Annotated in this window: 19 protein-coding genes, 1 tRNA gene and 3 pseudogenes; 11 read left to right on the forward strand and 12 right to left on the reverse strand. The window is 69.9% G+C overall.

What is annotated here, in order from left to right; translation table 11 throughout:
• Positions 1-14: 14 nt before the first annotated feature.
• Positions 15-371, reverse strand: a complete 357-nt coding sequence (locus MMA15_RS13545) for an ArsR/SmtB family transcription factor (RefSeq protein ID WP_241059801.1) — start codon at positions 369-371, stop codon at positions 15-17.
• A 72-nt stretch (positions 372-443) separates the two neighbouring features.
• Between MMA15_RS13545 and MMA15_RS13550 the strand changes: the two genes are divergently transcribed.
• Positions 444-1,652, forward strand: a complete 1,209-nt coding sequence (locus MMA15_RS13550; protein ID WP_241059803.1) for a cation diffusion facilitator family transporter — start codon at positions 444-446, stop codon at positions 1,650-1,652.
• A 391-nt stretch (positions 1,653-2,043) separates the two neighbouring features.
• Here MMA15_RS13550 and MMA15_RS13555 read toward each other — a convergent pair whose 3' ends face one another.
• From MMA15_RS13555 to MMA15_RS13570, 4 genes are all read right to left on the reverse strand, one after another.
• The gene (locus MMA15_RS13555; RefSeq protein ID WP_241059805.1) at positions 2,044-2,610 is read right to left on the reverse strand and encodes an MTB12 C-terminal domain-containing protein; all 567 of its coding nucleotides are present in this window, start codon (positions 2,608-2,610) and stop codon (positions 2,044-2,046) included.
• Between the two features lie 399 nt (positions 2,611-3,009).
• The gene (locus MMA15_RS13560) at positions 3,010-3,510 is read right to left on the reverse strand and encodes a DUF4396 domain-containing protein (RefSeq protein WP_241059807.1); all 501 of its coding nucleotides are present in this window, start codon (positions 3,508-3,510) and stop codon (positions 3,010-3,012) included.
• A gap of 420 nt (positions 3,511-3,930) precedes the next feature.
• Positions 3,931-4,431, reverse strand: a complete 501-nt coding sequence (locus tag MMA15_RS13565) for an anthrone oxygenase family protein (RefSeq protein ID WP_241059808.1) — start codon at positions 4,429-4,431, stop codon at positions 3,931-3,933.
• Positions 4,432-4,964: 533 nt separating this feature from the next.
• On the reverse strand, positions 4,965-5,114 hold the full coding sequence (locus MMA15_RS13570) for a hypothetical protein (RefSeq protein ID WP_241059810.1): 150 nt from the start codon (positions 5,112-5,114) through the stop codon (positions 4,965-4,967).
• A gap of 900 nt (positions 5,115-6,014) precedes the next feature.
• Between MMA15_RS13570 and MMA15_RS13575 the strand changes: the two genes are divergently transcribed.
• Positions 6,015-7,166 (forward strand): PLP-dependent cysteine synthase family protein, encoded by a 1,152-nt coding sequence (locus MMA15_RS13575; RefSeq protein ID WP_241059812.1) that lies wholly within the window; start codon positions 6,015-6,017, stop codon positions 7,164-7,166.
• A gap of 22 nt (positions 7,167-7,188) precedes the next feature.
• Positions 7,189-8,499, forward strand: a complete 1,311-nt coding sequence (locus tag MMA15_RS13580; protein WP_241059814.1) for an MFS transporter — start codon at positions 7,189-7,191, stop codon at positions 8,497-8,499.
• Between the two features lie 442 nt (positions 8,500-8,941).
• Here MMA15_RS13580 and MMA15_RS13585 read toward each other — a convergent pair.
• Positions 8,942-9,025, reverse strand: a tRNA-Leu gene (locus MMA15_RS13585).
• A gap of 374 nt (positions 9,026-9,399) precedes the next feature.
• Here MMA15_RS13585 and MMA15_RS13590 point away from each other — a divergent pair.
• From MMA15_RS13590 to pknB, 7 genes and pseudogenes are all read left to right on the forward strand, one after another.
• A complete protein-coding gene (locus MMA15_RS13590; protein ID WP_241059816.1) occupies positions 9,400-10,218 on the forward strand; it encodes an FHA domain-containing protein in 819 nt (272 codons plus the stop codon).
• A gap of 9 nt (positions 10,219-10,227) precedes the next feature.
• A pseudogene (locus MMA15_RS13595) lies at positions 10,228-10,736 on the forward strand (FHA domain-containing protein FhaB/FipA).
• A gap of 68 nt (positions 10,737-10,804) precedes the next feature.
• Positions 10,805-12,339, forward strand: a pseudogene (locus tag MMA15_RS13600) (Stp1/IreP family PP2C-type Ser/Thr phosphatase).
• Positions 12,340-12,355: 16 nt separating this feature from the next.
• Positions 12,356-13,750 (forward strand): FtsW/RodA/SpoVE family cell cycle protein, encoded by a 1,395-nt coding sequence (locus MMA15_RS13605; RefSeq protein ID WP_241059818.1) that lies wholly within the window; start codon positions 12,356-12,358, stop codon positions 13,748-13,750.
• The gene (locus tag MMA15_RS13610) at positions 13,747-13,920 is read left to right on the forward strand and encodes a hypothetical protein (RefSeq protein WP_241059820.1); all 174 of its coding nucleotides are present in this window, start codon (positions 13,747-13,749) and stop codon (positions 13,918-13,920) included. The genes MMA15_RS13605 and MMA15_RS13610 overlap by 4 nt, the downstream gene beginning before the upstream one ends.
• Positions 13,917-15,383: a peptidoglycan D,D-transpeptidase FtsI family protein gene (locus tag MMA15_RS13615; protein ID WP_241059822.1), complete on the forward strand. Its 1,467-nt coding sequence runs from the start codon at positions 13,917-13,919 to the stop codon at positions 15,381-15,383. The genes MMA15_RS13610 and MMA15_RS13615 overlap by 4 nt, the downstream gene beginning before the upstream one ends.
• A gap of 223 nt (positions 15,384-15,606) precedes the next feature.
• Entirely contained in the window at positions 15,607-17,613 is a 2,007-nt protein-coding gene (gene pknB / locus MMA15_RS13620) for a Stk1 family PASTA domain-containing Ser/Thr kinase (protein WP_241059823.1), read from the forward strand.
• A 261-nt stretch (positions 17,614-17,874) separates the two neighbouring features.
• Here the strand turns inward: pknB and MMA15_RS13625 are convergent, their stop codons facing one another.
• From MMA15_RS13625 to MMA15_RS13645, 5 genes and pseudogenes are all read right to left on the reverse strand, one after another.
• Positions 17,875-18,642 carry a class E sortase gene (locus MMA15_RS13625; protein ID WP_308290539.1) on the reverse strand — a complete coding sequence of 256 codons (768 nt, stop codon included), beginning with the start codon at positions 18,640-18,642 and terminating at the stop codon, positions 17,875-17,877.
• 28 nt (positions 18,643-18,670) lie between these two features.
• On the reverse strand, positions 18,671-21,079 hold the full coding sequence (locus tag MMA15_RS27900; protein ID WP_277400227.1) for a class E sortase: 2,409 nt from the start codon (positions 21,077-21,079) through the stop codon (positions 18,671-18,673).
• Between the two features lie 5 nt (positions 21,080-21,084).
• A pseudogene (locus MMA15_RS13635) lies at positions 21,085-21,755 on the reverse strand (aminodeoxychorismate/anthranilate synthase component II).
• Positions 21,755-21,922: a hypothetical protein gene (locus MMA15_RS13640; protein WP_171904167.1), complete on the reverse strand. Its 168-nt coding sequence runs from the start codon at positions 21,920-21,922 to the stop codon at positions 21,755-21,757. Before MMA15_RS13640 ends, MMA15_RS13635 begins: the two are co-directional and overlap by 1 nt.
• A 132-nt stretch (positions 21,923-22,054) precedes the next feature.
• Complete coding sequence (locus tag MMA15_RS13645; protein ID WP_241059825.1) at positions 22,055-22,792, reverse strand: DUF881 domain-containing protein; 738 nt, start codon at positions 22,790-22,792, stop codon at positions 22,055-22,057.
• Between the two features lie 127 nt (positions 22,793-22,919).
• Here MMA15_RS13645 and crgA point away from each other — a divergent pair, with 127 nt between their 5' ends.
• Positions 22,920-23,180, forward strand: a complete 261-nt coding sequence (crgA, locus tag MMA15_RS13650; RefSeq protein WP_241059827.1) for a cell division protein CrgA — start codon at positions 22,920-22,922, stop codon at positions 23,178-23,180.
• A 482-nt stretch (positions 23,181-23,662) separates the two neighbouring features.
• Here the strand turns inward: crgA and MMA15_RS13655 are convergent, their stop codons facing one another.
• Positions 23,663-24,544 (reverse strand): rhomboid family intramembrane serine protease, encoded by an 882-nt coding sequence (locus MMA15_RS13655; protein ID WP_241059829.1) that lies wholly within the window; start codon positions 24,542-24,544, stop codon positions 23,663-23,665.
• Positions 24,545-24,613: the final 69 nt, after the last annotated feature.

Raw genomic sequence — 24,613 nt, forward strand, 5'->3', positions numbered from 1 at the left:
GATCGGCCCGCCGGTCAGTCGTGGGACGGCAGCCGCCCGATCCGGTGGTCGGCGACGCCGAGCGCCTCGTCCACCAGCCGCCGCAGGTGCCCATGACGCAACGCGTACACCACACGCCGTCCCTCCTTGCGCGTGGTCACCAGCCCCGCCAGACGCAGCCGGGCCAGGTGCTGACTGGCCGAGGTCCTGCTCGCCCCGCACGCCTGCGTCAGCGTGCCGACGTCCGCCTCTCCCTCTCCCAGGCGCCGCAACAGGGCCAGCCGTGTGCGGTCGGCCAGGAGCCCGAGCACCTCGGCAGCGACCGTGAGGCGCTCGCCGTCTCCCGGCTGCTGCGAACCCTGCGCTGCTGATAGATGCATGCGTGCGCTCATACGCACATAATGGTCCGACGGCACCGCGCTGTCCACGACGGCCGCGCGACCCGAGCAGCAGGAGACGACCTCGTGACCGGACACCACCCCAAGGGCAGCCACGGACACCGCGACGCATCGCCCGGCAGGCACCACGGGCCCGGGAACACCCCGCACGCCCACGGCCACGGAGACGGGGACGGGGACGGTCACGGCGGCGCACACGGAGCCGCCCGCGGTCACGGAGACGGGAAGGTTCACGGAGACGGGAACGGCCACGGAGACGGGAACGGCCACGACCGCGGACACAGCCGTCGGGCCCGAATCCGTCACCGGGCGTCCCATCTGCTGACCCCGCACGGCCACGAGTCCGCCGACAAGGTCGACGCGGCGATGGAGACCTCGCGGGAGGGCATGCGCACGCTGTGGCTGTCGCTCGCCGCCCTCGGACTGACCACCGTGATCCAGGCCCTCGTCGTGGCGCTGTCCGGTTCGGTGGCCCTGCTCGGCGACACCGTCCACAACGCGGCCGACGCCCTCACCGCCCTGCCGCTGGGCGTCGCCTTCGTCCTCGGCAGGCGCGCGGCGAACCGGCGCTACCCCTACGGTTACGGGCGGGCGGAGGACCTGGCGGGCATCGTCATCGTGATCACCATCGCCGCCTCGGCTGCGCTGGCGGCGTACGAATCCATCGACCGGCTGCTGCACCCGCGCGAGATCACTCACCTGTGGGCCGTTGCCGCCGCGGCGGTGACCGGTTTCGTCGGCAACGAGTGGGTGGCCCGCTACCGCATTCGCACCGGCCGCAGGATCGGCTCCGCGGCGCTCGTCGCCGACGGGCTGCACGCCCGTACCGACGGCTTCACCTCCCTCGCCGTCCTGCTCGGCGCCGGGGGTGCCGCGATCGGCTGGGGAGCGGCCGACGCCGTCGTCGGACTGCTCATCACCCTCGCCATCCTCGCCGTCCTCAAGGACGCCGCCCGCGAGGTCTTCCGCCGTCTGATGGACTCCGTGGACCCCCGGCTGATCGAAGCCGCCGAGGAGGCTCTGCACCGCGTCGAAGGCGTACGGGACACCGGGCAGGTCCGCATGCGCTGGATCGGCCACGCCCTACGCGCCGAGGCGGACATCGTGGTCGACCCGCACCTGACCGTGGTCCAGGCACACCGGCTCTCCGTGGCGGCCGAGCACGCCCTCATCCACGCGGTCCCCAGGCTGACCGCCGCGACCGTCCACACCGACCACGTCCCCGACGGCGACGCGGACCCCCACGCGCTCCTCGCCCACCACGCCCCAAGCTGACGCGCGCCCCTCAGGCCACCCGCCGCCGCTCCACGGACGCGGCGCGGTCAGAAGTTCTCCGCGAGCCACGCTCCCAGCCACAGGGCGGCGGCAAGCACCGCGAGTGTGCCGATCGCCCGGGTGATGCCGCGGCGTTTCATCCGCATCTCGTCCGTCCTCACCGGGGGGCATGCGGCTCTTACCGACGTTACGTACCGTCTCCACAGGCGCCTGTCCATACAGGAGAGCCGGGCGACGACAAGGGCCCGGGATCGCGGGAACGACGGCGCACATCGGCACGGCGGCACGGAGCACCAGGGCTCCACGGGCGAGGGCCGGTGAGAGGGGCCGGGCTTCGGCGTCTTTCCGTCTTTCCGTCCGCAGCCTGGCAGTTGAGGACTCCGAGGGGCGCTCAGTCGCACTCCGCGGAGCGGGGCACATCGTTGCCGAACTCGGTGAGCGCGCACATGGTCTCCAGTGAGACCTTCCAGGTGCCGTCCTGACGCACGGCACTGCCCTCCTCGGACGACTTCACCACTTCGCCACCGCGCATCAAGGTGTAGGTGAACTCCGCCTCGGTCGCGGAGTCGTAGCTCGTCCCCTCGACGCGTGAGCGCAACCGCTCAGCGCCCTCATCGTGAGCGAAGGCTTCGATCATCAGCGCCTGCGTCTGCCCGTCCTCCACCGCGGCCACCTTCTCCTTCACGCTCCGGTCCGGGGAGAAGAGGGTCTCCCAGTTCTCGGTGAGCTGAGCCGTGGCACGTGCCGTGTCCTCGGGAGCGGTGGCCGTCGTCGAGGGCGCCGAGGGCGATGAGGAGCTGGACGCACTGCTGCGGGGAGGGGACGGCGCCGACGCGCGGGACGACGGGGACGAGCTCGGCTTCCTCGGGGGCTTCTCGTCCCCGGAGCAGCCTGCGCACAGCACAAGCACGACGGTGAGAGCGACGGCGCCCGCACTGCGCGGAATCGCCTCGGACATGGCACTCCCCTCGCAGGATCACCGTGCAGATCTACCCGCCGTCGCACTACGCATGTGCGCCGTCGACATGACAGCAAGGGCGGAACAACCCGGGGTCGGATGCTCCCGACCGGCCAAGTGATCACGGCACTCAGACCGTGGAGCTCCCCGCCCGGCCGGGTCGCCGGGCGGAGCCACGCATCGCACGGGAAACTCGTGGACCTTCCGGGAGCCCGTACTCGACGCCCCCGTACGGCCGTTGAACGACCTGCACTCCGAACTTAGGGGAACGCTCAGGCAGTTGGCCCGGCCCACCGGCTACCTGGCGCCGACCCTAGAGCAGCGGTACGGCTGTCCACTGGTCTCCGGCTCGCAGTGCCGCGCACAGCGCGGGGTGCGGGCCGCTCCCGGGCTGGTTGGTCAGTGGTAGGCGTGAACGACGGCGTGCCCCTTGCCTCGCCCGATCATCCACTTGTTGACGGGCGTGGTGATCACGAAAGCGACCGCGAAGCCCCCGAGGAGCGAGGACCAGAACAGTCCGTCGGACAGGTGGGCGTCCAAGGCCCCGGGAGTCACAGCGATGATCCCGTTGTCCACCAGCTCCATGACGGCGATGGAGACGGTGTCGGCGGCGAGCGCCACACGGACGGCCGCCTTGAAGCTCACGCCTGCTCTGCGGACCGCGTACAAGGTGAAGGAGTAGCCGAAGACGAACGCCAGGGCGATCGCCAGGACCATCGTGGGAACGTTGCCCCACAGCAGGGCGGTACCGACAGCCATACCGACGATCTCGCCGATGGCGCAGCCCGTCAGGCAGTGCAGTGTCGCCTGCGAAGCGGTCCGCCAGGAGGAGCCCGCCCTCGCGTGCCCGGAGGGCTCGTGACCGGCGTGCGGAGCCTGGGTGTGACGGTTTGCATTCATGAGGTCCTCCGTCGGACATGTGCCGATGCCTGTCGTACACCACGGCAACGATATACCCCCGAGGGGTATTCCCTTTCGCTCTCCGGGCGTCCCCGCCTCGTCAGAAGGGACCCGTGGGCTGCTGCGGTGCCGTCGCCCCTCCGACCGCGCCCTGGTGACGATCAGGTCCGATCTCTTCCGGGACTTCGTGTACGACTGGGCCTTGGCGTACGACTGGGGCCTTGGCGTACAACGTGGCGGCGCTTCCGCCGGGCGGCGGCCGGGCTGCTGAACCCGTCGATCGCCGGAGACGCGAGGGCCTTGTCAGCGGCGCTCGCCGTCGGCGACCGCCTGCGGCCGTGACGCCTCCGCCCCGTGACTTATGCGGAAGCCGGAGGCGCAGTGGCAGGCGCCTGGCACGCGCTCCGCCCCGTCGCCGGTTCACACCAGCGCGACGACCAGAACGACGACGCCGACGACCGACAGCACGGCGCGCACGGCGTGCCCGGACTCCCAACGGGTACGCAGCGTGGTCCACTCCACGGGGCCCTCTCCTGCCGGCTCCCGGCGCCGCGCCGCGAACGAGAAGAAGCGCCTGCTGAACCGGTCGAGGTCCTCGCCCGCCAGCCAGAACCCGTTCACGGGGTGCACTCGCAGCCAGTAGACCGCCTGCATCCCGACGAGGGCCGCGAGCCCGGTCGCGCGCAACGTGAAGTCCGCGCTCGCCGCCTCGGTCAGCGCCAGAGCGACCGCGGCCATGATGACGGCCGGCACCTCGCTCATGCCCGCGACGGTGAATCCCGGGGAGTAGATCCGCTGGACTGCGAAGTAGTGATCGCGGTCCAGACGCAGCTTGCCGGGCAGTTCCAGCGCGTGGGCAAGAGCAGGAGCCATCACCACAGCCGCCGACAGCGCGGCAACAGCCCCGACCACATCCGTCATGACGCCGTCCTCCCGTGTCTTCCCGGACTGCTGACTCCCGGCACGGGTCCGGGTTGTCGCGGGCCGGTCGGCGAAACCTGCCGCGGCGGCCCAAGCGCAGGCGGCGACCGCCACCCCTGACGCCTGGCTCCCGCCCGCGCCGCTGCGAGACGAACGCTCTCGGTGAGCGATGCCAAGTTGCCGGAGCGGGCGACTACTTCGGCCAGGGGCCGCGCAACCGGAGGGGACGCGGCGGCGCCACATCACCGTGGGAGTGCCGCTGGCGTGACGGCGCGGGCGCCGGACCGGACTCCTGCCGATTCCTGTTCACGCTGCGTTCTCGAGGTGCTTCTGTCTCCGCGTCAGGGACACGTTAGGATCACGCCATGGTTACGGCCCGGTCGCTGCGCGGTGTGCCGCGAGTCCGCTGGTCAGCGGGGTCACGGCGTCTGCTGTTGGTGGCCATGCTGCTGTTCGGCCTTCTCTACGGGCACGGGGTCAGCGCTGAGGGCGTCGTCGGCCATCTCTCTCCCGCAAGTGCGGCGGCCGCCGCGTCAGTTGACGCGCATGAGCCCGGCGGCGCTGTGGACGACGGCCATGCGAAGCCGGGGGCGACCACCGGCCAGGACGACCACGAGCATGACCCCTCGCACCCCATGCAGGAGTGCGTGCCGGGCCAGCCGCAGCCGGGTCCGGGAGTGCATGCCCCTTGCCTCTCCCCGCGCCTGGAAGGAACTGCCTTCTCCACGCAGCCCTCTTGGGCGCCTGCCCGACGTGGGGGCGTCTCTGCTCACCCGTGGCCGCGGGACATCACGGCATCAGCCGTGATGCGGATGTAGCCTCCGGCGGTTCTCCGCGGGGCGCCGTGCCCGAAGCCTGTCGACTGCCGTCAACCGGGTCGTGGCACACGCGAGTTCACACCATGCGGCCGCCCGCCGCTCATGCGGCACCGGCTGTCCCGGCGCCCCCGTCCTTTCGCCATGTATCCCGTCGTCTTCCAGCCCCCGGGGCGGGAGACGGTCGCTTCGCGGAGGCACTGTGCCGTTCCCCCTCGATGCCCGCAGGGCTCACCCTGCCCTGGCTTGGCGTCGCCGCCTTCTCGCTCTTCTCCTGAGCGGTCTGTTCCTGGCGGCCTTCGACTGCGGAGTCCTCCTCCACGGTCCCGAGCACTCCCATGGCCCGGGCCATGGGAGTTCCCCTGCGGCCACTGCCGAAGTCTCAAGCGGCGATGTGGCCGCGGCCCATAAGGCGCCCCCCTTCGGGGAGTCCTGCTCGCTGCTCGGAGCCGACGACGAGGAGGGTCGCAACGAAGCCCGGCCGGGCCCGCCGACGCTGACTGCTCCTCCGGCCGCGGCGGCACGGGTCGCCGCCGCCGTCACTCCGAGCACGACGCGGCCACCGCCCGCGGACATCGCCGACCACGCTCGCTCCGGCCGTTCCAGACTCACCGCCGTGTGCAGGTGGCGGATTTAGGCCGGCTTCGACGCAGCCGCACGAGGCGACTGCCGCGTGCCGCCGTGAAGGGACACAGCCTCCTGGCCGTGCCCCCGGCGGCCGGTGCGCGAGATGAGCACCCGATGCCCATCATCGAATGAGAGCGGAACATGCCTTCCCAGACCACTGACATCACACCCCCCGCCCGCTCTGCCCTCTCCGGGCTTGTCGGCAACACCCCCGTCCTTCACATCTCCGAGCCGCTCGCCTGTGGCGGGCGCGGATTCTGGGCGAAGCTGGAGGGCTTCAACCCCGGAGGGATCAAGGACCGTCCTGCCCTGCACATGGTCGAGCGCGCCCGTGCACGAGGCGATCTGCGTCCCGGCGCCCGCATCGTCGAATCCACCAGCGGCACCCTCGGCTTGGGCCTCGCCCTTGCCGGCATGGTCTACGGACACCCCGTCACGCTGGTCACCGACCCGGGTCTGGAAGCCTCCATGACGCGGCTGTTGACCGCCTACGGAGCCCGGGTCGACGTCGTCGGCGAGCCGCATCCCACCGGCGGGTGGCAGCAGGCCCGCCGGGACCGCGTGGACCGACTGCGCTCGCAGCACCCGCAGTCGTGGTGCCCGGACCAGTACAACAACCCCGACAACACCTCCGCCTACACGCCCCTCGCGCTGGAGATGGCCTCCGAGCTGGGTCACATCGACGTGCTGGTGTGCAGCGTGGGAACAGGCGGCCACTCCGCGGGCGTCTCCCGCGTGCTGCAACAGCTCTACCCGGGGCTGAAGTTGGTCGGCGTGGACACCATCGGTTCGACGATCTTCGGGCAGGCCGCCCGGCCGCGGCTGATGCGCGGCCTGGGTTCCAGCATCTACCCTCGCAACGTCGCCTACGACCGCTTCAGCGAAGTGCACTGGGTGGCCCCGGGCGAGGCGGTGTGGACCTGCCGCCAACTGGCCAACTCCCACTACGCCACCGGCGGCTGGAGCGTCGGCGCGGTCGCCCTGGTCGCCGGGTGGCTGGCCCGTACGCTGCCCGCCCGGACCAGGATCGCGGCGATCTTCCCCGACGGCCCGCAGCGCTATCTGGGGACGGTCTTCGACGACGACTACTGCGCCGCCCACGGACTGCTCGACGAGCCCCCCGCACCCGAGCCGGAGGTGATCGGCCGCCCGGACGAGAAGGACGTCACCCGCTGGTCCCGGTGTACCACCGTCGTCGACCCCCTGGCTCTCTCCCCCAGGCCCCAGCGGGGGGCCAGGGCGTCGGCCTGCGCCCGGAAGCGGCCGCACACGAGCCCGAAGACGCCGACGTGACGGGACCGGAGGAGGAGGGCCGATGAGGGGCGTCATCGCGCAGACCCGCTCCTACGAGCGCAGCACGCAACTGCTGATGGCCAACCAGTTCACCATCAACTTCGGCTTCTACATGCTGATGCCGTACCTGGCCTCGCACCTGTCGGGAACGCTCGGCCTGGCCGGGTGGCTGGTCGGACTCGTCCTGGGCATCCGGAATTTCAGCCAGCAAGGCATGTTCCTCGTGGGCGGCACTCTGGCCGATCGGCTCGGCTACAAGCCGCTGATCGTCGCCGGCTGCGTACTGCGCACCCTCGGCTTCGCCACCCTGGGCCTGGTGGACTCCGTGCCCGCCCTCCTGGCGGCGTCGGCGGCGACAGGACTGGCCGGGGCGCTGTTCAATCCGGCCGTCCGCGCGTACCTCGTCGCGGATGCCGGGCCGCGGCGGATCGAAGCCTTCGCGCTGTTCAACATCTACTACCAGGCCGGAATCCTGCTCGGCCCGATGGTGGGCATGCTGCTGACCGGCATCGACTTCCGGGTCACCTGCCTGGTCTCCGCCGGGATCTTCACCTTGCTGAGCATCGTGCAGATCCGGGCGCTGCCCGCCCGCCGGGGCAACGACGCGAAGGACAGCCACGGCGGACGGCAGGAGAGCGTGCTGGCCCAGTGGCGCAGCATCGTGGCCAATCCTTCGTTCCTGCTCTTCTCCACCGCCATGATCGGCTTCTACGTCATGCAGTTCCAGGTCTATCTCGCACTGCCGCTCGAGGTACGGCGGCTGGGAGGCCAGGGAGCGTTCGGCACCGCCGCGGTGGCGTTGCTCTTCGCCGTCTCCGGACTGAGCACCATCCTCGGCCAGACCAGGATCACCGCATGGTGCAAGACGCGGATGGCGCCGGGCCAGGCCCTCACCCTGGGGCTGCTGACGATGGGGGCGGCGTTCGTCCCGCTGCTGGCGGCGACGGCGATTCCCGTGCCGGACGGCGGAGTCGGCCGCTGGCTGCTGGCGGCGGTGCCCCCGACCCTCGCCGCCTGGCTGCTGGCCATCGGGACGATGATCGCCTATCCCTTCGAGATGGACACCATCGTCCGCCTCTGCAGGGACCGGCTCGTAGCGACCCATTACGGGCTCTACAACACCATCTGCGGCATCGGGATCACGCTCGGGAATCTACTGACCGGAGGGGCGCTGGACGCCGCCCGCGCGGCCGGTATCGCCGCGATCCCCTGGGCCGCGCTGCTCGCGGTCGGCGTCGCCTGCGGCGCGGCCCTGTACGGACTGCACCGCTCAGGCCGCCTCGCGACCCCTGCGGCAGCCGTACCGCCCGAACCCGCGGCCACGTCCTCGTAGACCGGCAGGGATGAGGGGGCGGGCGGTGCGATCACCGCCCGCCCCTGGGACGCATCTTCCGGGCACCTATCGCGCGCCGTCCCGTACCAGGGTCACGACCCGTACGAGCCTCCTCATCGCAACTGGTGGAGTCACCACCGACCCGTGAAGAGGCCGCACGCCTTGAAGCCCGGCCCGGCCCCGAGGAGTTGACCGGACGTGAACACCGACCGGCTACCCGGCACTCACCCCGGCCTGATCAACTCCGGCCGCAGCAACTGAAGATCATCAAGCGGGGCCCGCGCTGAGGACATCGTCCCAGCACGGGCCCTTATGGGTAGAAAAGGCCGATACGTGGCATATCGCGCAGCTCAAAGGACGGTTGACGCCTCGCTCAACGAGAAACGGGCCCCTGCCAATGATTTCGTCACTGGCAGAGACCCGTTCCGTCGGTGTCTCTCTGTGCGCGAGGGGGGAGTTGAACCCCCACGTCCTTTCGGACACTGGAACCTGAATCCAGCGCGTCTGCCTATTCCGCCACCCGCGCATCGGGTGCCTCCCACCTGAGCGGGAGAGCGGTCGACGGGGCTCCGCGGAGCGCCTGCCGACGTCCAAAAGATTAGCACGCTGGCCGTGGTGGCTTCACATCCGTATCAGCGCCGCAGGTGTGTGCGCGACTACGGGACACTGGCTTCGGGGAGACCGCGATCCATGCGAGGGTGTGACGGCGTGCGGGCGGAAGCACGCGGGATGTGAGAGGTGACACTCCTGCGTCGGGCCCCACAGGGGAACCACCCGCTACCGCCGCGCGTGGATACGATCAGTAAGCAGTACCGGACCGACGTACGAACAGAGCACGGGCGCCCCCGGGTGACACTGGAGGCGCACTAGAGCCGAGGGCATCTGGGAAGGAGGTGCAACGTGGGAGTTCTGAAGCGCTTCGAGCAGCGGCTCGAGGGTCTGGTCAACGGCACCTTCGCGAAGGTGTTCAAGTCCGAAGTCCAGCCTGTGGAGATTGCCGGCGCCCTCCAGCGTGAGTGCGACAACAACGCGACGATCTGGAACCGCGACCGCACGGTCGTGCCCAACGACTTCATCGTCGAACTGAGCGCACCCGACTACGAGCGCCTCAGCCCGTACTCCGGCCAACTGGGCGACGAACTGGGCGGAATGGTACGCGACTACGCGAAGCAGCAGCGCTACACCTTCATGGGATCGGTCAAGGTCCACCTGGAGAAGGCCGACGAACTCGACACGGGGCTCTACCGCGTACGCAGCCGCACCCTCGCCTCCAGCGCCTCGCAGCAGCCGCAGCGCGCGGGCGGCGCACCCAACAACGCCTATGGCGGCCAAGGCGGTTACCCGCCGGGCCCCGGGCCTTCCGGCGCACCGCCGATGCCCGCGGGGCCGCCTCCCGGTTACGCCCCCGGCTCCGGCGGCGGCGCGATGCCCCGTGCGGAGACGAGGCGTTGGATCGAGATCAACGGCAACCGCCACCAGATCTCCCGCCCCACGCTCGTTCTCGGCCGAAGCACCGAGGCCGACGTGCGGGTCGACGATCCCGGAGTCTCGCGCCGCCACTGCGAGATCCGTGCCGGAGACCCGGCCTCGATCCAGGATCTCGGATCCACCAACGGCATCGTGGTGGACGGACAGCACACCACTCGCGCTACGCTCCGCGACGGCTCACGCATCGTCGTGGGCAGCACCACGATCATTTACCGGCAAGCCGAAGGGTGAAGCGGGGGCATGTCAGAGCTGACCCTCACGGTCATGCGGCTGGGTTTTCTCGCCGTACTGTGGCTGTTCGTCATCGTGGCCGTGCAGGTCATCCGCAGCGATCTGTTCGGTACGCGCGTGACGCAGCGCGCGGCACGGCGGGCCGAGGGCCAGCGGCCCCAGCAGCGCCAGCAGCCCCCGAGGCAGCAGGGGGGCGCCGCGGCGGCGGCGGGCGCGGGCGGAACGCACCGAGCAAGCTCGTCGTCACAGAAGGGTCGTTGACCGGTACCACGGTCGCCCTCCAGGGGCAGACGATCACGCTCGGCCGTGCTCACGACTCCACAATCGTGCTGGATGACGACTACGCCTCCAGCAGGCATGCCAGGATCTACCCGGACCGTGACGGCCAGTGGATCGTCGAGGATCTCGGGTCCACCAACGGCACGTATCTCGACCGGACCCGACTCACCACACCGACGCCGATCCAGCCCGGAGCGCCGATCCGTATCGGCAAGACGGTCATCGAGCTGCGGAAGTAGTTACAGATCATGACGACCGGAGGGTGGGCACCGTGCGGATGTATCCGGAGCCGACGGGCGAGGTGCGCATGAGTCTGTCACTGCGCTTCGCCGCCGGATCTCACGACGGCATGATCCGGGACCACAACGAGGACTCCGGATACGCCGGCCCGCGCCTGCTCGCGGTCGCCGACGGCATGGGCGGGCAGGCCGCGGGAGAGGTCGCCAGCTCCGAGGTGATCTCCACCATCGTCCAACTCGACGAGGACATCCCCGGATCGGACATCCTCACCTCCCTCGGCGTCGCCGTGCAGCGCGCCAACGACCAACTGCGCGTCATGGTCGAGGAGGACCCGCAGCTCGAAGGCATGGGCACCACGCTCACCGCGCTGCTGTGGACCGGACGCACGCGCTCGGGCTCGTACACGTAGGGGACTCGCGCGCGTATCTGCTGCGCGACGGTCAGCTCACGCAGATCACCCAGGACCACACCTGGGTGCAGAAGCTCGTCGACGAGGGCCGGATCACCGAGGAGGAAGCCACCACCCACCCGCAGCGCTCACTGCTGATGCGCGCGCTGGGCAGCGGCGACCACGTCGAACCCGACCTGTCCATCAGGGAAGTGAGAGCCGGGGACCGCTACCTCATCTGCTCCGACGGGCTGCCCACGGTCGTCAGTCCGCAGACCATCGAGGAAGCCCTCGCCAGCTACCAGGGCCCGCAGGAGACCGTGCAGGAGCTGATCCAGCTCGCGCTGCGCGGCGGCGGCCCCGACAACATCACGTGCATCGTCGCGGACGTCGTCGACGTCGACGAGAACGACGCTCTCGGGCGGCAGTTGAACGACACCCCGGTCGTCGTCGGCGCGGTCGCAGAGTCGCAGACGCCGCTCGGCGGTGCCGGTGCGATGAGTACGCCCGCCGCGCGAGCCGCCGAACTCGGCCGCAGCGCGGGCCAGTCCGTGCCGCCGCAGAACCCCGGGGGCGAGGGCTTCGGGCCGCCCGGCAGCGGCAACCTGGCCGGTCCGCCCGGGGGCAGCTTCGGCACGTACACCGAGGACGACTTCGTCAAGCACGGCGGCGGCAGGAAGTGGCTGCGCCGGTCGGTGTGGATCGCGCTCGTCGCCATCGTCGTCGGCGGCGGCCTCTACGGCGGTTACCGCTGGACCCAGACCCAGTACTACGTCGGCGCCAACGACGACCACATCGCGCTCTACCGGGGCATCAGCCAGGAGTTGGCGGGCATCAGCCTGCACGAGGTCTACCAGGACCGCCCCGGAGTCGAACTCAAGTACCTGCCGGGCTACCAGCGCAACCAGGTGCGCGAGACCATCGCGGCCAGCAGCTCCGGCGAAGCACGCGACAAGGCCGACGAGTTGGAGGCTCAGGCCGAGGTCTGCCGGATCGTCGCCGAGCAGCGCGTCCAGCCCCCGGCCGACGAGGGCAAGAAGAAGGACGAGCCGGACAAGCAGGGCGACGCCGGCAAGAAGCCGTCAGAGGGCGCCGGTTCGGCCAACGAGCCCGGCGACGGCAAGGGCCAGGCGAGCGACTCCCCGTCGCCGTCGCCCAGCCCGAAGCTCTCGGAGAAGCAGCAGCAGCTCGCCAAGCAGTGCACCGCGCCGTAGGGGGGCTCCGGCAGCTATGAGCAGCAACATCATGACCAACACCGGCAGCAATACGACGGTCTCCCCGGGGGGCCTTCCCAGCCGCCGCAACACCGAGCTGGCGCTGCTGATCTTCGCCGTGCTCATCCCCGTCTTCGCCTACGCCAACGTCGGGCTCGCCAAGGACGGCGAACTCCCGGCCGGAATGCTGGGTTACGGCGCGGGCCTGTGCCTGCTCGCCGGCGTCGCGCACATGGTCGTCAGGCGCTGGGCCCCGTACGCGGACCCGCTGATGCTGCCGATCGCCACGCTGCTCAACGGCATGGGCCTCGTGCTGATCTACCGGCTCGACCTCGAACCGCTGCCGGGCGGCGCCGCGGCGCCCACGCAGCTCATGTGGTCGACGCTCGGCGTCGGGCTGTTCGTCGCGGTACTGGTCTTCCTCAAGGACCACCGCGTGCTCCAGCGCTACACGTACATCTCGATGGTGACGGCGCTGATCCTGCTGATCCTTCCCGTGTTCTTCCCGGCCCGCTTCGGCGCCCGGATCTGGATCACGATCCCCGGCGTCGGCTCGTTGCAGCCGGGCGAGTTCGCGAAGATCATCATCGCGGTCTTCTTCGCCGGCTACCTCATGGTCAAGCGCGACGCACTCGCGCTCGCCAGCCGCCGCTTCATGGGCCTGTATCTGCCGCGCGGCCGCGACTTGGGCCCGATCCTCGTGATCTGGGGACTGTCGGTCCTCATCCTCGTCTTCGAGACCGACCTCGGCACCTCGCTGCTGTTCTTCGGTCTCTTCGTCGTGATGCTCTACGTCGCCACGGAGCGCACGAGCTGGATCGTCTTCGGGCTCGGGCTGACCGTCGTGGGCGCCGTCGCCGTCGCCAGCTTCGAGCCGCATGTGCAAAGCCGCGTGGACGACTGGCTCGACCCCATGCAGGCGTTCCAGAACGGGTCGGAGCAGCCCGCGCAGGCGCTGTGGGCCTTCGGCTCCGGCGGAGTGCTCGGCTCCGGGCTCGGGCAGGGCTTCTCGCGGCTCATCGGCTTCGCCGCCAAGAGCGACTACATCTTCGCCACCGTCGGCGAGGAACTCGGCCTCGCCGGTGTGATGGCCATGCTGCTGCTGTACGGGCTGCTCGTGGAGCGCGGCATCCGCACCTCCCTCGCCGCCCGCGACCCCTTCGGCAAGCTTCTCGCCGTCGGCCTCTCCGCAGCCTTCGGCATCCAGGTCTTCGTCGTCGCGGGCGGCGTGATGGGCCTCATCCCGCTCACCGGTATGACGATGCCGTTCCTCGCGCAGGGCGGTTCGTCCGTCATCGCCAACTGGGCGCTCGTGGCGATCCTGTTGAAGATCAGCGACACGGCACGGCGGCCCGCCCCGGCACCGGCTCCCTCGCCGGACGCCGAGATGACCCAGGTGGTACGCCCATGAGCCCGGCCCCGGACGCGAGGACCGCCCCGTACACGAAGGCCGTGTTCAAGAAGGCCCCGTACGCCACCCCGTACGAGACGGCCCTCTCGGACATGACCCCCTCGGACATGACCGCCACGAACCCGACCGCGCACGTGAACCGGCTACCCGCACGAGGTGATGCACAGTGAACAAGCCACTGCGCCGGATCGCGATCTTCTGCGGCCTGCTGGTGCTCGCCCTGCTGGTACGCGACAACTGGATCCAGCTCGTCCAGGCCGACGAACTCAAGACCGATCCCAAGAACCGACGCGTCGCCATCGCGCGCTACTCCCAGCCGCGGGGCAACATCATCGTCGACGGCAAGTCGATCACCGGCTCGACCGACACCAAGAGCGGCGACTTCCGCTACAAGCGCACGTACAAGAACGGCCCGATGTGGTCGCCGGTCACCGGCTACGCCTCGCAGGCCTTCGGCGCGAACCAGCTCGAAGCCCTCAACGACGGCATCCTCACCGGCGACGACGACCGGCTCTTCTTCAACCGCACCATCGACATGCTCACGGGCAAGCCGCAGAAGGGCGGCAACGTCGTCACGACGCTCAACGCCAAGGCGCAGAAAGCCGCGTTCGAGGGCCTCGGCGACAAGAAGGGCGCCGTCGCGGCGATAAACCCCAAGACCGGCGCCATCCTCGCTCTCGCCAGCACCCCGTCCTACGACCCGTCCTCGATCGCCGGGAACGGAGACTCCGACACCGACGCGTGGTCGAAGCTCCAGAAGAACAAGAACGAGGACGAGCCGATGCTCAACAGGGCGCTGCGGCAGACCTATCCGCCCGGCTCCACCTTCAAGGTCGTAACGGCCGCCGCGGGTCTGGAGAGCGGCGAGTACGACCTGGACAAGGCGACCGACACCCCTGACCCGTACCAGCTCCCGGACTCGACGACCAAGCTCGGCAACGAGGGCAACATCCCCTGCGAGAACGCCACGGTGCGCAACGCGCTGCGCTTCTCCTGCAACACCGTCTTCGCGAAGATGAGCAACAGCATCGGCAACGAGGAAATGATCAAGACGGCGGACAAGTTCGGCTTCAACGACAAGGAGCTGGACACCCCCGTCCGTGCCGCCGAGAGCGTCTACCCCGAGGACAACAAGCCGCAGAACGCCATGGCCGGCATCGGCCAGGCCAGCAACCGCGCCACCCCTCTCCAGATGGCCATGGTCGCCTCCGCGGTCGCCAACAACGGCTCGCTGATGAAGCCGTACATGGTCGACCAGCTCGTCGCCCCGAACCTCAACGTCGTCGAGCAGCACAAGCCGACCGAGATGAGCCAGCCGGTCTCCTCCGAGAACGCACAGAAACTCCAGCAGGGCATGGAGACCGTGGTACAGAAGGGCACCGGCACCAGCGCGCAGATCCCGGGCGTCACCGTCGGCGGCAAGACGGGCACCGCCCAGCGCGGCGAGAACAACAGCGAGAACCCGTATGCGTGGTTCATCTCATACGCGAAGGACAAGAACGGTGAGGCTCCCGTGGCCGTGGCCGTCGTCATCGAGGGCTCCGACACTCTCCGCAGCGACATCGCGGGAGGCAAGCTCGCCGCCCCCGTCGCCAAGGACGTGATGAACGCAGTGCTCGAGGACCAGGGATGACGAATCCGACACCGGCCGACGCCCGTGCACACCGCGGTCCGGAAGTCCCCGCGGCGGCCCCGCGAGAGGTGACCGAAACTCCCGCGCGGGCACGGCAAATGGTGACGTCCGTCACCTCACTCACGACCGACCCGCACGTGTGGGCGGGTACCGTATCCCGAGCAGCACACCGCCGTGCCGTACGTCAGATACGGGCCCGGACGAACGGAGAGGGCTGGAGACTATGGAAGAGCCGCGTCGCCTCGGCGGCCGGTACGAGCTGGGCTCGGTGCTCGGCCGCGGCGGCATGGCCGAGGTGTACCTCGCCCATGACACGCGCCTGGGCAGGACCGTCGCGGTCAAGACGCTCCGCGTCGACCTGGCTCGTGACCCCTCGTTCCAGGCCCGCTTCCGCCGAGAGGCACAGTCGGCCGCGTCGCTGAACCACCCGGCCATCGTCGCTGTCTACGACACCGGCGAAGACTATGTGGACGGCGTCTCCATTCCGTACATCGTGATGGAGTACGTCGACGGCTCCACCCTCCGCGAACTGCTGCACTCCGGGCGCAAACTGCTGCCGGAGCGCGCGATGGAGATGTGCGTCGGCATCCTCCAGGCGCTGGAGTACTCGCACCGCAGCGGCATCGTCCACCGCGACATCAAGCCCGCCAACGTCATGCTCACCCGCACCGGCCAGGTCAAGGTCATGGACTTCGGCATCGCGCGTGCGATGGGCGACTCCGGCATGACGATGACGCAGACCGCCGCCGTCATCGGCACCGCCCAGTACCTCTCCCCGGAGCAGGCCAAGGGCGAACAGGTCGACTCCCGCTCGGACCTGTACTCCACGGGCTGCCTGGTCTACGAACTCCTCACCAATCGGCCGCCGTTCGTGGGCGACTCCCCCGTGGCCGTGGCCTATCAGCATGTGCGTGAGGATCCGCAGCCGCCGACCGTCTTCGATCCCGAGATCTCGCCCGACATGGACGCGATCGTGATGAAGGCGCTGATCAAGGACCCGGACTACCGGTACCAGAGCGCCGACGAGATGCGTGCCGACATCGAGGCGTGCCTCGACGGCCAGCCCGTCGCGGCGACCGCGGCCATGGGCGCCGTCGGCTACGGCGGCTACCCCGACGACCAGCCCACCACGGCGCTGCGTGCGCAGGACGCCCAGACCTCGATGATGCCGCCCGTCCGCGACGACAACGGCGGCTACTACGACGACGGCGGCAGGGGCGGCGGCCGGCGCCGGGGGCAGGACCGCAGCAACCTCTCCACCATCCTGCTCGTGCTCGCGGCGATCTTCATTCTCGTCGGAGCGATCTTCATCGGCAGGACGCTGTTCAGCAATCCCGGCGACACCACGAACGTGCCGAACCTCGCCGGGGAGAGCTACGCCCAGGCCAAGGAGCTGGCGGCGAACGGCGGCTTCAAGGTCACCAAGGGCGGCAGCAAGTTCTGCGATCAGAAGAAGAACACCGTCTGCGACACCGACCCCAAGCAGGGTTCGAAGATCGACAGGGGCGACACCGTCACCCTGAACATGTCCAAGGGCCCGCGTCCGGTGCAAGTCCCGGACGTGGAGGGGAAGTCGTTCCCCAACGCCAAGCAGGAGCTGGAGTCCGCCGGCTTCGAAGTGCGCCGCAAGAACCAGGAGTCCGACGAGACGCCGGGCACCGTACTGACGCAGAACCCGCCCGGCGGCGGCAAGGCGCCGAAGAAGTCGACGATAGTCCTGACCGTCGCGCAGGAGCAGACGACGGCCGTTCCCAACGTCGTTGGCCAGCAGTTCGACGCGGCACAGCAGTTGCTGGAGGACCGCGGCTTCGAGGTGGCACGCAAGGAGCAGGACGCCCCCGACAAGGCCGCGGGCGAGGTACTCGCCCAGGACCCGGCCGCCAACGAGGAGGCCAAGGCCGGCGACCAGGTCACGCTGACCGTGGCCAAGGCTCCCGACAACCAGCCCGCGACCGTCCCGGACGTCACCAACAAGCTTGTGGCGGACGCCCGTAAGACGCTGGAGGAGGCGGGCTTCCAGGTGCAGGTGCAGGGAGCGCCCGACGAGAACGACGCGACCGTCCTCACCACCAACCCGCCCGCCAACACCCAGGGCAAGAAGGGCGACACCGTCACCATCTTCGCCCAGCCGGGGAAGCCGGGCGACGACGGCGGTGACGACGGCGACGACGGGATCTTCGGAGGCCCGGACGGGCTGGCCCCCAGCAAGGGCACCAAGAGAAAGCACTAGTGGAGCGGCACCGGGGCCCGGCGCCTTACTGACACCGGGCACCGGGCGCCCCCGGCGCACTTGAACGCGCCCCCGCGGCATCGGCTGCTGGGGGCGCGTTCATGTGTGTACGGATGTCGTGCGTGTACGGATGTCGCGTGCGTACGGGTGTCAGTACGGATGTGGGGCGCGGCGGAGGCCGCCCGTCTTCTCGACTCAGGGCATCTCGACTCAGGGGCCTCTCAACTCATGTGTGCGCAGCCGCAGTTGACTGCCCGTCCGTCAGCGCAGTTCCTCCGGCGGCGTACGGTCCGCGTCCACGTCCACCGTGCGCTCCAGCTCCCCCCACACCACGTACCGGTACTTGGAGGTGAAGACCGGCGTGCACGTCGTCAGCGTGATGTAGCGACCGTCGGTCTTCTTGCCGGAGCCCTCGGGCACCGGATCGAGCACGTCCACGTTGTACTTCGACGTACGCGGCAGGATCGAGAAGACCTTGTAGACGAACCACGTGTTCTTCGTCTCGAAGACGATCGCGTCGCCCTTCTCGATCTTGTCGATCCTGTGGAACTTCGCGCCGTGCCCGTCGCGGTGGGCGGCCAGGGCGAAGTTGCCCGACTGGTCCTGCGGCATCGCCGAGCGGACCGGCTTCGTGTAGTACCCCGCCGCTCCCTTGTTCAGCTCCTTCGCGTCGGTGCCCTTCATCACCAGCACATCGTCCGGCGACATCGACGGCACATGGAGAAAGCCGATGCCGTCCTTGGTGTCGAGGGCGCCCGGAGTGCGGTCGCGCAGCCAGCTCTCACGGACCTTGTCGCCCGCGCGCTTGGAGTCCCGCTCGGCCAGCACGTTCGTCCACCACAGCGAGTAGACGACGAAGAGCGCGAGCACCACGCCCGCGGTGATGAGGAGTTCACCGGCGAAGCCGACAACGGCGGAGAGACGGCGACGGCGTGCGCGGCGTCCGCGCCGGGACGCCGGATGAGGCTGCGGGGAGGACGACTCGGCGCCGCCGGGCCCCCCGCCCCTGTCGTGTTCGGTCTGTGACACCGCTGTCCCGCCCCGTTTCTGCCGTCCCCTACTCGACCAGAGCGTCCGGTTTGCCCTTGCTGCGCGGACGCTCCTCGACCATTTTGCCCCAGACGATGAGCCGGTATTTCGACGTGAATTCGGGCGTGCACGTGGTCAACGTGACGTAGCGGCCCGGCTTTCGGAAACCGGAACCCTGCGGAACGGGCTCGATCACACTGGTGTTGGCGGGGGATGTGGACGGCAGCCGGTTGGCCATCTTGTACGTGTAGAACTTCGTCGCGGTCTCCACGACGATGTCGTCGCCCGCGACCAGGCGGTTGATGTAACGGAACGGCTCACCATGGGTGTTGCGGTGGCCGGCCAGTGCGAAGTTGCCCTTCTTGTCCCACGGCATCGCCGTCTTGAACGGCTGCTTGTCGTAGTGCCCGACGAGACCCTTGTCGAGCACCCTCGGCTTGGAGACCCCCTGGGCGATGGGGACCCTGACGTCCAGCTTGGGCAGGTAGAGGATCGCGAAGCCCTCGCCGGGCGCGAAGTCGTCCGCCCTGCGCTCCGGGTCCAGGCCGGACTTACCCTTTCCGCCCCCGCCCTTCCACTGGTCCTGGAGGGACTGCGCCGCACCACCGGCCTCCTGCCCGGCGAGTACGTTCGTCCACCAGAGCTGGTAGGCGACGAAGAGCAGCATCAGCACGCCTGCCGATATGAACACCTCGCCCAGGAAACGGCTCGCGATGATCGCGGGCCCCTCTCGGCGGGCACGCTCGGCACGCCTGGCCTCAAGCCGGGTCCCGGCGGTACGGGCGGGCTGCTGCGGGCTGCCGCCCTTGCCGCGGCGCTGCGCCGCACGACGCCGCGCGGCGCGCCCGCCGAACTCCCCCGAACCCGGCCGGACGAGACCGACGGTGCTCGTGTTCGTCTTGTCGTCGTCGCCTTCAACTGCCGTGGGCGAGCGCCCGGTTGAGGGGGAGGACGAGACTTCACGGCCGGTACGGGAGCCAGTGCGGGGGTCCATACGGGAGTCGGTACGGGAACCCGCCGCCGGGGCGTCCGTGTCGGCGGCGTGCGGTGCGACGGCGGACTCGTCCACGACGGGCATGGCCGCGGTCTCGGAGAGCGGTGCACTGCGACGGCGCTGTCCTGCGCGCGGCCCGTCGGTCTGCGGCGCCTGTGGCTGCGACCGGGACTGCGCACCAGGCCGCGCACCGTGCTGCGGTGTGTCTGCCCCGGGGGTCTGGGGCTGGGTCTGGGGCTGGGTCTGGGGCCGAGCTGCGGGGGCGGCGGCGCCGCGGTTCCAGGGGGAGGGCGCACGCCGCTGCCCGGTGACGGGCGGCCCGGCGGCCGTGCCCGCCGCGGCCTGCCACTGCTGCGGCCCCTCGGACCGGCTGCCCGCCTGCCCGGCTGTCGGACCGGCTGGCTGCCCGCCCGACTGGCCGCCGCTGTAGGGGACTTGGCGCCCGGCGCCGTACTCCTGCCGCGGCGAGGCCGAAGCGCCCTGCCCGGAGCCGTGACGCCCGCCGGGCGCCTCGCGCGGAGGCGTGCGCGCTCCCGGTCCAGGCGCCGTCCCCGCCCCCGGTCCGGCCATCGGTCCGGCCCCGGACCCAACTCCCGCTCCGGCTCCGGGCGTTGCCGCCGGTCCCGATCCGGCGCCGGCGCCGGACACCGTACCGAGACCCGTGCCCGCACCCGCTCCGGAACCCGTTCCGGCACTCGTACCGGCGGCCGGCTCACGGTGCGGACGGAACCAGGGCGAGAGGCCGCCGTCCTGCTCCTGCCGGCCCTGCCGCCCCCAGCCCTCGTATGTCTCCGGCTCGTATGTCTCCGCCCCGTATCCCTGCGACGAGTAGCCCCGCCCCGGGGACTGCTGCGCCGGGAAGTCCCGCGCCGGGTACTCCGCGTCCTGACGGCCCGGCCCGGCGTACCCCTGGGCCTCGTACCCCTGGGCCTCGCGGCCCTGAGTCAGGTATCCCTGCGCGCTGTAACCCTGGCCCGCGTAGCCCTGGCTGCCGAAGCCCGGACCCTCGTACGGCTGCGCCTGATAGCCCTCCTGCGAGGCTGACTGCCGTCCCTGCTGTGGCTGCGGTGACTGCTGTGGCTGCGGCTGCCCGTAGCCCGGGTCGTACCCCTGCTGCCCTCGGTGCCGCCCGTGAGCCCCCTGCTGCTCGTAACTCCCGCTCGCCGCACGCTCGTTCCGACCGGCGCCGCCCCCCGTGCCCTGCCCCGGAAGCGGATCGCTCAGCGGGTCCTGAAGCGCGTCGACCGCGCGCTGGAAGTCCTCGCCCTGCCCGTAGTCCGCGCCCTGCCCGTACTCTCCGTACGTGCCTTGCGGCCAACTCCCGCCGGAGCCCCGCGGACTGTACGGATCGTCCTCGTCCCGCTCGCCGTAAGGATCGCCGTACGCGTTCCCGTAAGGATCGCCGTAGGGCCGTCCGTAGGCGTCGTCCCCCTCGGGGGGCATTCCCGTCACCTGCCCCCCGCGGCCGTGCCCCCGGCAGCGGCAGCGGCGACCCGCACCCCGGACAGCCCGGCGGCGCGCTCGACGGCGCCCGCGTCGCCGCACTCGGCAAGCCAGTTGGCGAGCATCGGATGACCCCACTGCGTCAGCACGGACTCGGGGTGGAACTGCACGCCCTCGACGGGCAGTTCACGGTGGCGCAGCCCCATCACCAGGCCGCTGTCGGTACGTGCCGTGACCTCCAGGGCCGGGGGGACGCCGTCGTCGGCGACGCCGAGGGAGTGGTAGCGCGTGGCCGTGAACGGCGAGGGCAGTCCCGCGAACACACCCGCCCCGGAGTGCGAGACCGGCGAGGTCTTGCCGTGCAGCAGCTCGGGCGCGCGCCCCACCACGCCGCCGTAGGCGACGGCCATCGACTGCATTCCGAGGCAGACGCCGAAGACGGGCACGCCGCTCGCCGCGCAGTGCCGCACCATCTCGACGCACACACCGGCCTGTTCGGGCGTTCCGGGCCCGGGGGAGAGAGCAGCACGCCGTCGAACCCGTCGTCCGCGTGGCGCAGTTCGGTCTCGTCGTTGCGTACGACCTCGCACTCGGCACCCAACTGGTACAGGTACTGCACGAGGTTGAAGACGAAGCTGTCGTAGTTGTCGACGACGAGGATGCGGGCGGCGCCCATCAGCTTCCACCGCCGTCGACGGTCACGTCGTTGAAGGGGAGCAGCGGCTCCGCCCAGGGGAAGACGTACTGAAACAGCAGAAAAACGACTCCGAGCGCGAGCACGAGCGAGCACAGTGCCCGCACCCATGTGTTGCCGGGCAGATGCCGCCAGATCCAGCCGTACATCCCAGCGTGCCGTCCCTTCCCTACCGTTCCCTCACCGTCGTATCCCGCCTTCAGGGCGCGCCCACCAGAGTACGGGCCCGCGCGGTGGCGAAGTGGCCCAGTCGGGCAAGAGACCGCGAGCCAGGGCCCGCTTCACCCGGCCGGCTTCGCGTAGTGCAGGTCGACTGTGCCCGAATAGCCGGGCAGGGTCACGGACTTGCGCTCGTCGACCTTCCACCCGAGGTCGTACGCGTCGACGTACTGGAGGTAGTTCTGGATCGCGGGCGAACTGTCGAGCGCCTTCTGGAGCGACTCCTGGTCGCCGACGGCGGTCACCTTGTACGGCGGTGAGTAGACGCGCCCCTGGAGGATGAGGGTGTTGCCGACGCATCGCACGGCGCTCGTCGAGATCAGCCGCTGATCCATGATCTTGATGCCCTCGGCGCCGCCCTTCCACAGGGCGTTGACGACGGCTTGCAGGTCCTGCTGGTGGATGACGAGGTCGTTGGCCTGCGGCTCGGGGACTCCGGGGATCTGCGCGGTGGCGTTGGGCGGTGCGTCGTCGAGGGTCACGGAAAGTCCCGCTCCGGCAACCTTCTTGGTGCCGGCGTCCTTCTCCAGGCCCTCCAGTCTGCGGTTCTCCTCGTCGCTGCTTCCGCTGTCGCGCCGTGCGAGGCGGTCGACCTGGCCGCGTACCGCTGCGGCGGAGGCGTCGAGTTCGGCGTTCTTGCGGCTGCGTTCCTGGATGAGGTCGGACAGCCGGAGCATCGAGGAGTCGGTACGCAGATCGGTACCATGTGCGGTGTTGAAACTGATCCAGAAGATGAGACCGGCGAGGGCGAAGACCCCCAGGGTGGCCAGCCGTGCGGGACGGATTCGCAATCTGGTCACTACCCTCGTCTCCCTCCACCGCGGGGAAGCACTACGCTAACGGACCACCACAGCGTCACATCCCCCTCGGTCGACGTTCCGGGGGGCCCCATCGCGGTAAGGGAAGCCGTCGACAGGAGAGACTCTCGTGCCGAAGTCACGGATCCGCAAAAAGGAAGACTTCACTCCGCCTCCGGAGAAGAAGGCGACCGAGATCAGCCTCGGTGGTACGGGCGGCAGGTGGGTCGCGCCGCTGATGCTTGCGCTGTTCCTCATCGGTCTGGCGTGGATCGTGCTGTTCTACGTGACCCAGAGCAAGCTGCCCGTCGAGACGCTCGGCAGTTGGAACATCGTGGTCGGCTTCGGCTTCATCGCGGCGGGGTTCGTCGTCTCCACTCAGTGGAAGTAGCCGCCCGTTCAGTGAGAGCAGCACCCGGCGGCGCCCGGGAGGTTCCCCGGTAGGCACGCTCCTGCGCCTCCCCCGGCATCGGCTACGGCACCGCTCCGGCAGGGTCCGGGGGCGGTGCCGCGCGGTACGGCAGCGACGTAACCGCTGCTGAGCCTGCCCGCGCCCAAAGTTATCCACAGCCTGATCCACAGGGCTGGATAACTTTCACAAGATCTGTGGATAACCCTGCGTGAGTTGACGCCCGTCCTATCGGTCATCCCGGTCACCCCTCTCCCGTCCCCCCTGCTGTCCAGGGAAAACGGACCTGTGAGCGACTCTGGACAGCCGTTCCGTACGCGGTGCACAAGATCCGGAACTCGCTGTGGACAACAGGGCGAAAGCCCCGGTCAGGGCCGGTCGTCAACGGTCGGCGAGAAGCGGATCAGCGCCCTGCGCGGAGCAGGCCCGCACGCCGGTCAGAGTTCCGGTCACGTCCGGCCCGCTCAGGGCACGAGCTGAAGCGTGCGTACGACGCACGCCGCCACGATCAGCAGCAGCATCGCCGCGCACGATCCGTACTGCACCAGCCGCCGGTTCTTACGCGGGGCGTGCACCATCGCGTAGGCGATGAGCGCGCCGACGGCGAGACCGCCGATGTGCGCCTGCCAGGAGATGCCCTGCCAGGTGAAGGTGAAGACGAGGTTGATGCCGAGCAGGATGAGGATCGGCCGCATGTCGTAGTTCATGCGGCGCATCAGCACGGCCGTGGCGCCGAACAGCCCGAAGATCGCGCCGGAGGCGCCGAGCGACGCCTGTCCCGGGGCGGAGACGAGGAAGGTCAGCGCGCTGCCGCCGAGCCCGGAGAGCAGATAGAGCGCGCTGTAGCGCAGCCGTCCGAGCGCTGCCTCCAGCGGCGGACCCAGGAACCACAGGCCCAGCATGTTCATCGCGATGTGCCAGACCTCCTGGTGCAGGAACATCGAGGTCAGCAGCCGGTACCACTGGCCTTGCGCGACGCCTTCGACCGGTCCGTACGGTTCGGTGACGGCCTGGCCGAAGAGCAGCAGATCGTCGACGAGCCGGTCGCCCGCGATGAGCACGGCGACGAAGACCGCCACGTTGACACCGAGAAGGATCTTGGTGACGAGGCGGCGGTCGGCGGCGATCACACCGCCCGCTATCGTGCGCGGCGCGGCGGCCCCCGGCGGGTGCCCGGTGCCCGATCCGTCCTTCACGCACTCCGGGCACTGGAAGCCGACGGACGCCGGGACCATGCACTCAGGACATATGGGGCGTTCGCAGCGGACGCAGCTTATGCCGGTCTCCCGTTCCGGATGCCGGTAGCAGTACGTCACCCGGGGCTCCGTACGGTGCTGGTCCTCCACGGCCCTTCCCTCCCCCTCGCGCGGTCTCGTGCCGTCTCCGTGCGGCCTCTTCTGAAGTGTCCTGCGAAG

Origin of the sequence: Streptomyces marispadix (genome assembly GCF_022524345.1) — a bacterium.
GTDB classification, from domain to species: Bacteria; Actinomycetota; Actinomycetes; order Streptomycetales; family Streptomycetaceae; genus Streptomyces; species Streptomyces marispadix.

Bases quoted from the DNA above. Each gene is read 5' to 3' on its own strand.
- MMA15_RS13545 (WP_241059801.1), bottom strand. From the start codon at position 371: ATGAGCGCACGCATGCATCTATCAGCAGCGCAGGGTTCGCAGCAGCCG.
- MMA15_RS13555 (WP_241059805.1), bottom strand. From the start codon at position 2,610: ATGTCCGAGGCGATTCCGCGCAGTGCGGGCGCCGTCGCTCTCACCGTC.
- MMA15_RS13560 (WP_241059807.1), bottom strand. From the start codon at position 3,510: ATGAATGCAAACCGTCACACCCAGGCTCCGCACGCCGGTCACGAGCCC.
- MMA15_RS13565 (WP_241059808.1), bottom strand. From the start codon at position 4,431: ATGACGGATGTGGTCGGGGCTGTTGCCGCGCTGTCGGCGGCTGTGGTG.
- MMA15_RS13570 (WP_241059810.1), bottom strand. From the start codon at position 5,114: ATGCACTCCCGGACCCGGCTGCGGCTGGCCCGGCACGCACTCCTGCAT.
- MMA15_RS13575 (WP_241059812.1), top strand. From the start codon at position 6,015: ATGCCTTCCCAGACCACTGACATCACACCCCCCGCCCGCTCTGCCCTC.
- MMA15_RS13580 (WP_241059814.1), top strand. From the start codon at position 7,189: ATGAGGGGCGTCATCGCGCAGACCCGCTCCTACGAGCGCAGCACGCAA.
- MMA15_RS13605 (WP_241059818.1), top strand. From the start codon at position 12,356: ATGAGCAGCAACATCATGACCAACACCGGCAGCAATACGACGGTCTCC.
- MMA15_RS13610 (WP_241059820.1), top strand. From the start codon at position 13,747: ATGAGCCCGGCCCCGGACGCGAGGACCGCCCCGTACACGAAGGCCGTG.
- pknB (WP_241059823.1), top strand. From the start codon at position 15,607: ATGGAAGAGCCGCGTCGCCTCGGCGGCCGGTACGAGCTGGGCTCGGTG.
- MMA15_RS27900 (WP_277400227.1), bottom strand. From the start codon at position 21,079: ATGCCCCCCGAGGGGGACGACGCCTACGGACGGCCCTACGGCGATCCT.
- MMA15_RS13640 (WP_171904167.1), bottom strand. From the start codon at position 21,922: ATGTACGGCTGGATCTGGCGGCATCTGCCCGGCAACACATGGGTGCGG.